Raw genomic sequence first — 6663 nt, 5'->3', positions numbered from 1 at the left:
CGGCGAAGCAGCGGACGGCGGCCAGCCGCGCCACCTACGGCCGCGACGTCCGCGCCGGCCTGGCCCGGTTCCTGCGCCGCGCTCGCGCGGACTGTCCGTGGTGCGGTTCGACGGAGCTGGCCACCCGGCTCGACTCGCCCGACCTGTTCCTGCGCAAACCCGGCCGGTTTCGCCTCACCGGCTGCCGGCGCTGCGGGCACGTGTTCCTCAACCCGGGCCTGAGCCCCGCCGGCCGCGAGTTCTACGACCGGGACCGTTACGACGGCCTGCGCACCGGGATCGCCGAGCAGGCCCTTGCGGTGATCGCCCGCGACCGCCGCGGGCAGGCCGCCGCCGTGCGCCCGTTCACGGTCCCGCGCGCCTGGCTGGACGTCGGCTCCCGCTACGGCCACTTCCCGAACGCGGCCCGCGAGGTGTGGCCGGCGACGGTCTTCGACGGAGTCGACACGTTCGCCGGACTCGACGAGGGCCTGCGGCGCGGCTGGCTCGACCATGCCCACCACGGCCGGCTGCCCGACGTCGTCGAGGCGGTTGCCGGTCGCTACGACGTCATCAGCATGTTCGGCTACCTGGAACGCGCCGACGACCCGTCCGCGGAGCTCGACGCCGTCGCCAAGGCGTTACCGCCCGGCGGCCACGTGCTGTGCGAGCTGGCGAACGCCGAGTGCCACCAGGCGCGCTGGCTCGGCCGGTTCTGGGCCGGCTGGGCGGTGCCGGAGCGGGCCCAGCTCATCCCCGTCGACAACCTGCTCGCGGCACTGGAGGACCGGGGGCTGCGGCCCGTCATGGTGCGGTTCGCCGCCAGCCGCGGCCTCGGTGACCTCACCGCCGCCCTGCTGCTCGTCGTCGCCGCCATCGCACCGCGCCCCATGCCCTGGCTGCGCCAGGCCGCCGGCCCCGCCCACCTGGTGGCCTGGGGCGCCATGATGGCGGTGGTCAGCCCTCTGCTGATCACCGCCCGGCTCCTCGACCGCCTCGCCCGGCGCTACGTCCACGGCGCCGGCTTCGCGGGCACCTACCTGGTGATCGCCCGCAAGGAGGTCTGAGCCGGGCCGCTGGTCGACCCGTCATCGCCGACGGCGTCAGCCCGGCGGCCACGCACCGCGTCCCGGCCCCCACCCCGGAACCAGCTCCCACCCCGGAACCAGCTCTCACTCCGACGATCAAGGTGTTCCGCGGAACCGCGCATCACGCATCCGGGCGGATCTCCGTACGTCGATCTTCACCCGCGTCCGATCCACGCCGTCACCGCACGTGCCAATCGCCACCCGCCGCTGCCTGCCCGGCGGCCGTCCACCCACCGGCTGGTCGGCTCACGGCGCCGACCGCGGTTGCGCCGGAGCGGGGACGAGCCGCATGTGGGACGGGTCAGATCGGCCAGGTCTCGCGGCGCCAGGCGGCGTCCCAGAACATCCACTCGTAGCGCGCCGTCACCGCGAAGTGCTCGGCGGCCCGCGACAGCTCCGGCGCCGACGCGTCCGCGCCGACCCGGTCGATGAGACCGACGACCCGGTCGGCCACCGCCTGGAACGCCGGATCACCGTAGGCGGCGATCCACCGGGCGTACACCGGGTCGGGGGAGGAGTCGGCAAGCAGCCGCGCGCCGACCCGGGCGTAGATCCAGTAGCACGGCAGCACCGCGGCGAGCCCCGCCAGGAACGAATCGCCGTAGACGGTCGCGAGCAGGTAGCTGGTGTACGCGCGGGTCGTCGGCGCCACCGTCGCCACGTCGCCCAGCGGAGTGCCACCCGGCATGCGGTCGCCCGGCGTGCGGTCGCTTGGCGTGGGGCCGCCGAGTGCGTCGAGGAGGTCGGCGTGCATGGCCTGCTCGGCGGCGACGGCCTCGGCGGCGTCGTTCGCGAGCGTCCGCACGTCATCCTCGGTAGGCGCCTTCGCCGCGCAGACGGCCAGGGCGCGGGCGTAGTCCCGCAGATAGTGCGCGTCCTGGACGACGAAGTGGGCGAAGGCCGCCCGGGGCAGGCTGCCGTCGGTGAGCCCGGTGAGGAACGGGTGGGCCAGGATCGCCTCGTAGACGTGCTCGGTGGACGCCCACAGCCGCGCGCTGAACGGCGGCGAGGGCGTGCCGTTCGTGCCGTCCGGGCCGATCACGGTCTCCGCGGTGGTCAAGGCTTCGGCAGGTAGTCGTTGGTGACGACGTCGGCCGTCGGGACGGTCGTCTTGATCAGCCCCTCGGTGTGCATCCAGGTGACGAACGACGTCCAGGCGGCCGGGTCCATCCGGCCGAAGCCGGCCGGGTTGCGCAGCAGCGGGGCCGTCGCCTCGACCATCTTCGGCAGCAGCTTCGGATCGTAGCCGTCGGCGACGCCGGTGAGCGTCGTCGTGGCCTTCGCCGGGTCGTCGAGCGCCCGCGCGTTGCCGGCCGCCGTGGCGCGCAGGAAGTCGCGGACGAGCGCCGCGTAGGCCGGGTCCTTGGCGAGCCGGCTGCGCCGGGCGACGATGACCAGCTCGTCGTACTGCGGCACACCGGCGTCGGTCACCGGAATCACCTTCGGCGCGAGGCCGCGGTCGGTGAGGGTGACGCCCTCGACGTTGCGGTAGGCGCCGAGGGTGGCCTGCACCTTCTTGGAGATCATGGCGGGCAGCAGGTCGGCGCCGACGTCGACGCGGTGGATCGCACCGGGATCGAAGTGGTTGGCCTTCGCGATCGCGTCGAGGAAGGCCTCGTCGGTGCGCAGCCCCGAGGTGCCGACCGTGGCCCCGGCCAGGTCGGCCGGCTTCGTGATGCCGGCCGAACCCACGGCCATGATCGAGTTCAGGGCGGTGGGGATGAGGGCGCCGACGGCGACGACGTCGAGCTTCTCGACCCCGGCGATGACCACCTCGGGTTCGTAGGAGATGCCCAGGTCGACGGTGCCGGTGCTGACGAGCTTGAGCGGGTCGGACGGATCAGACGGCGAACGCAGGGTGACGTTCAGCCCCGCGTCGGTGTAGTCACCGGCGTCCTGCGCCGAGTACAGCGCGAGGTGGTCCGGGTTGGGCTCCCAGTCGAGCAGCACCGTGGCGGCCCGGCGCTTGGCACTGGACGAGTCGTCGGAGCCGCAGGCCGCGACGGTGGCGAGGGTGACGGCGGCGAGTGCGGCCGCCGTGATGGTCAGCCAGCGGGAGCTCGGCGCGATCATCGGTTGTTCCCTTCTCGGATGGGATGGCGGTGCCAGGGGACGAGCAGCCGTTCGGCGCAGCTCACGAGCACGAACAGGGCGACGGACATCGCGGTGAGCAGCACGATCGCGGCGAACACCAGCGCGGACTGGAGCTGGGGGACGCCCTGGCGCATGACGTGGCCGAGCCCGTCGGAGGCGCCCGAGTACTCGCCGAACACCGCCCCGGTCGCGGCGTAGGCGGCGGCCAGCCGCACGCCGGTGAACACCGAGGGCAGCGCCGCCGGGAACTCCACCCGGGTGAAGATGGCGACCCGCCGACCGTGCAGCGTCCGCATCATCCGGACGAGCTCCGGATCGACCGAGGCGAGGCCATCGAGGGTGCCGACCACAACCGGGAAGAAGCAGATGAGCGCCACCAGGATGAGCTTCGGGGTGATGCTGTAGCCGAAGATGATCGCCAGGATCGGGGCGAGGACGACGACCGGGACCGTCTGGGAGCCGATGAGCAGCGGATACAGCGCTCGGCGGGCCACGGCGGAGAAGTGCAGCGCGCCGCCGAGCGCGAGCCCGGCGGCGACCGAGATCGCGAAACCCAGGACCATCTCCGTGCCGGTGACCCAGGTGGCGCTGCGCAGGGTGCTGTCCCACCGGTCGGCGAGCGTCGTCGCCACCTGGTCCGGCGCCGGCAGGATGTACTCCTCGACGTGTAGCACCCGGGTGACGAACTCCCAGGCGCCGAGCAGCACGAGGCCGACCAGGACGCTCGGCCACAACCGCATCGCGGTCAACGGGCGCTCTCCAGGTGGGCGAGGACGGTGTCACGCAGCGCGATGAAGTCGGGGTCGGCGAGCCGCGTCCGCCGCGCCGCGGCGCCGGTGCCGGCGTAGGCCGGCACGTCGACGGACGCGACGATCCGGCCGGGGCGGGCCGACATCACCACCACCCGGTCGCAGAGCAGCAGCGCCTCCTCGACGTCATGGGTGACGAGCACGACGGTGCGGGGCTCGTCGGCGAGCATCGCGCGCAGCCAGTCCTGCAGGTCTGCCCGGGTGATCGAGTCGAGGGCGCCGAACGGCTCGTCGAGCAGCAGCACCGGCTTGTCCGCGGCCACCGTGCGCAGGAACGAGACCCGCTGGCGCATCCCGCCGGAGAGCTGCGCCGGCCGGTGGTCGGCGAACTCGGCGAGGCCGAACCGGTCGAGCAGCGGCTGGACGCGCCGCGACGCCTCGCGGCGGCTCAGACCGCGGTTCTCCAGCGGGATGCGGGCGTTGGCCAGCACCCCGCGCCAGGGCAGCAGCAGGTCGCGCTGGGGCATCCAGGCGCAGCGTGCCAGCCGCCCCGGTGCGTCAGCGGCGCCGAGGACGTCGACGGTGCCGGCATCCGGGTCGGTCAGTCCGCAGATCATCGACAGCAGGGTCGACTTGCCGCACCCGCTCGGGCCGACGATGCCCAGGCGGCTGTTCGGCGGGACGGACAGATCCGCGCCGGCCACCGCGGCCGTCTCGCCGAACCTCTTCGCGACCCCACGGAGCTCCACGCCCGTCCCAGTCGACCGGAGGGCATCGGCCGGCGACACGGCCGGCGACTGGGCCGGCGGCAGGGCGGCCGGCGACTGGGCCGTCGGCAGACGTGACCGGCGTGCGAACACGACTTCTCCCCCTTCCTGCGCCACTGTTGCCCCACGGGGCGGCTACGAGCATGTGGACGACGGACGCGCGATGGTGCGGGACCGGGCTTGGTGCGAATCGTCGTCGGGCGACGAGCGCCGCGCCGTGAACGCCGGCTGAGGCTCCCGTCCGATGACGACCGGTCCGGGGACGACCGGTCCGGTGACGGCTGAGTTGGCACACGGTCGGGCGGCGACCGACCGGTCGGCAGTCCGGACGGGAGCTCGCCCGGCCGCCCGGCCGGGAGACCGCGGCGGCCGGCTGTGCGGGAGGCTAGCGCGCCGTCTCGCCGCCCGGGTCCGTCGCGCCTGGTGGCGGTGCCGGCGGGCGGACGGCCCCCGCCGGACGGCCCGGTGCCGGCGGGCACAGCGGAGCCCGCGGGTGGCCGATGGGGACGATCGGAGCCGGACGCACCACGGCCATCACTCCCTACGCCGGAATTACCCGGACAGGTTCAGGCGGTCGGCGGCACCGGGCTTCTGCCCAGCCGCCCTCTCAGCCCCCTCGGGTGGAAGCTCCCGCAACGTTCGCTCAAAGTTACGGCAAGATCAGGCCGCCGCCAACCCCTTCGGCTGCGGGCGGTGGCCTCCTCATCAGGAGGCCAGGGCCTGCTGGGGGCGATCCGTCGGCGGCACCCAGCCCCGTTCGCGCAGAACTCCGGCGACGAGCTCGGCGGCGTCGTCCGGCGCGGTGCGCAGCAGGTGCGCCGGCAGCCGGACCAGGATGTCCTGACCGGGACCACGCTGGGTGACCGGCTGGTGGGCGGTCGGCTCGACCGCGACCTCGACGCGCACCCGCCACGGCTCGTAGCGCACGCTCAGTCGCGAGGTCGGCTCGTCCGCCGGGCCCTCGACCCGGTAGCCCGCGGGGGGCAGCTCGCGCCGCCGCTCGATCCGGCGAAACATGATCTCGGTGAGGTGCGGCGCGTCCGCGCCGAGCCGATCCAGCGTCTCGGTGATCAGCGTGCGCCGGCTGATCGGACCGCGGCGGGACAACGCCTCGCGCAGGCCGCGGACGCTGACGATCCGCTGGCGCACCGCGTCGGCGAGGACGTCCTGCGCCACGGCCCGGGACGCTGCCCACTCCGCCATGTCGATCAGGGACCGGGCCGGGGTGGTCCGCCGGGGCAGCCGGAGCGGGTCGATCTCGCTGGAGCGCAGGCGCGCGCTGTGGCGCAGCAGCACCCCCGGCGGAGCGCTGACGCGGCGGTCGGCCGGGACGAGCACGGTCACCGGCTGCGGATCGTGGCCGACCAGCCCGGCGAGCGCCGCCGCGCATCCGCCCGCGAGCACCGCATCCGGCCCGATGGCCTGTACGGCGGCCCACAGATGCTGGGGGCCGGTGGCGGGGCTGACGTCGGTGATCAGGACGCCGCGGAAGGGCTGCCGCCAGCGGCCGTCGTCGAGGCGCCGGCGGATCTCGGTGCGGGTGATGCCGGCGGCGACCGCGTCACGGATGGTGATCACGCCGGCCTGCGGGGTGGCGATCTCCTGCCAGGAGAGTCGGCCAGGGTTATGGGCCATGAGAAGACGATGACGGTTGTCTCTCCGTTGTTCCAGCATCTTTTCTGAATTGTGGATAACTACGTGCAGTGCTCGTCGGTCACGAAGTGTTCGCAGTCAGCGGGGACGCAGGTCGAGGCGGGATGCGCCGGTCAGGCCGGGCCCGGTGGCTGCCCGCCGAGGCGTCGCCGGCCCCTGCGCGCCGGCCTGTCCTCCTCGCGCGGCCGCTCGTCGGCCGGAGGGTCCTCCATGGGCTGCCCGAGACCCCAGGCCTGCGGGTACGGGCCCGGCGCCGGCTGCTCCCCGGTCGGCACCCAGCCGCCGGCCACCCAGCCGGCCGCCCTCCCGGGGACCGGTCCGGCAGGGTGGCGG

The 6663-nt window shown here is 74.2% G+C and carries 6 protein-coding genes, 1 pseudogene and 1 riboswitch; of the genes and pseudogenes, 1 reads left to right on the top strand and 6 read right to left on the bottom strand.

Annotation, left to right across the window (positions count from 1 at the left end; translation table 11 throughout):
- The coding region (locus ND748_RS21725) for a class I SAM-dependent methyltransferase (RefSeq protein WP_251747829.1) at positions 1-1046 on the top strand (1046 nt) is incomplete at its 5' end.
- Between the two features lie 322 nt (positions 1047-1368).
- On the opposite strand, the gene ND748_RS21720 is transcribed toward ND748_RS21725, so the two are convergent.
- The 6 genes and pseudogenes from ND748_RS21720 to ND748_RS21695 all read right to left on the bottom strand — a co-directional run.
- Positions 1369-2127, bottom strand: coding sequence for a TenA family protein (locus ND748_RS21720; RefSeq protein WP_251747828.1), 759 nt, complete (start codon positions 2125-2127; stop codon positions 1369-1371).
- Positions 2124-3140 carry an ABC transporter substrate-binding protein gene (locus ND748_RS21715; protein WP_251747827.1) on the bottom strand — a complete coding sequence of 339 codons (1017 nt, stop codon included), beginning with the start codon at positions 3138-3140 and terminating at the stop codon, positions 2124-2126. The genes ND748_RS21720 and ND748_RS21715 overlap by 4 nt, the downstream gene beginning before the upstream one ends.
- Positions 3137-3901, bottom strand: a complete 765-nt coding sequence (locus ND748_RS21710; RefSeq protein WP_251747830.1) for an ABC transporter permease — start codon at positions 3899-3901, stop codon at positions 3137-3139. Before ND748_RS21710 ends, ND748_RS21715 begins: the two co-directional genes overlap by 4 nt.
- A gap of 5 nt (positions 3902-3906) precedes the next feature.
- Positions 3907-4770, bottom strand: coding sequence for an ABC transporter ATP-binding protein (locus ND748_RS21705; protein ID WP_374215997.1), 864 nt, complete (start codon positions 4768-4770; stop codon positions 3907-3909).
- 426 nt (positions 4771-5196) lie between these two features.
- A riboswitch (TPP riboswitch) is annotated at positions 5197-5321 on the bottom strand.
- 61 nt (positions 5322-5382) lie between these two features.
- Positions 5383-6312, bottom strand: a complete 930-nt coding sequence (locus ND748_RS21700) for a type IV toxin-antitoxin system AbiEi family antitoxin domain-containing protein (protein WP_251747825.1) — start codon at positions 6310-6312, stop codon at positions 5383-5385.
- Between the two features lie 131 nt (positions 6313-6443).
- A pseudogene (locus ND748_RS21695) lies at positions 6444-6663 on the bottom strand (peptide-binding protein); the annotation flags it as partial.

This window comes from Frankia sp. AiPs1, assembly GCF_023716945.1.
Lineage (GTDB): Bacteria > Actinomycetota > Actinomycetes > Frankiales > Frankiaceae > Frankia.
The sequence above is the reverse complement of the archived record's forward strand: the minus strand, read 5'-3'. Positions and strand labels throughout refer to the sequence as shown.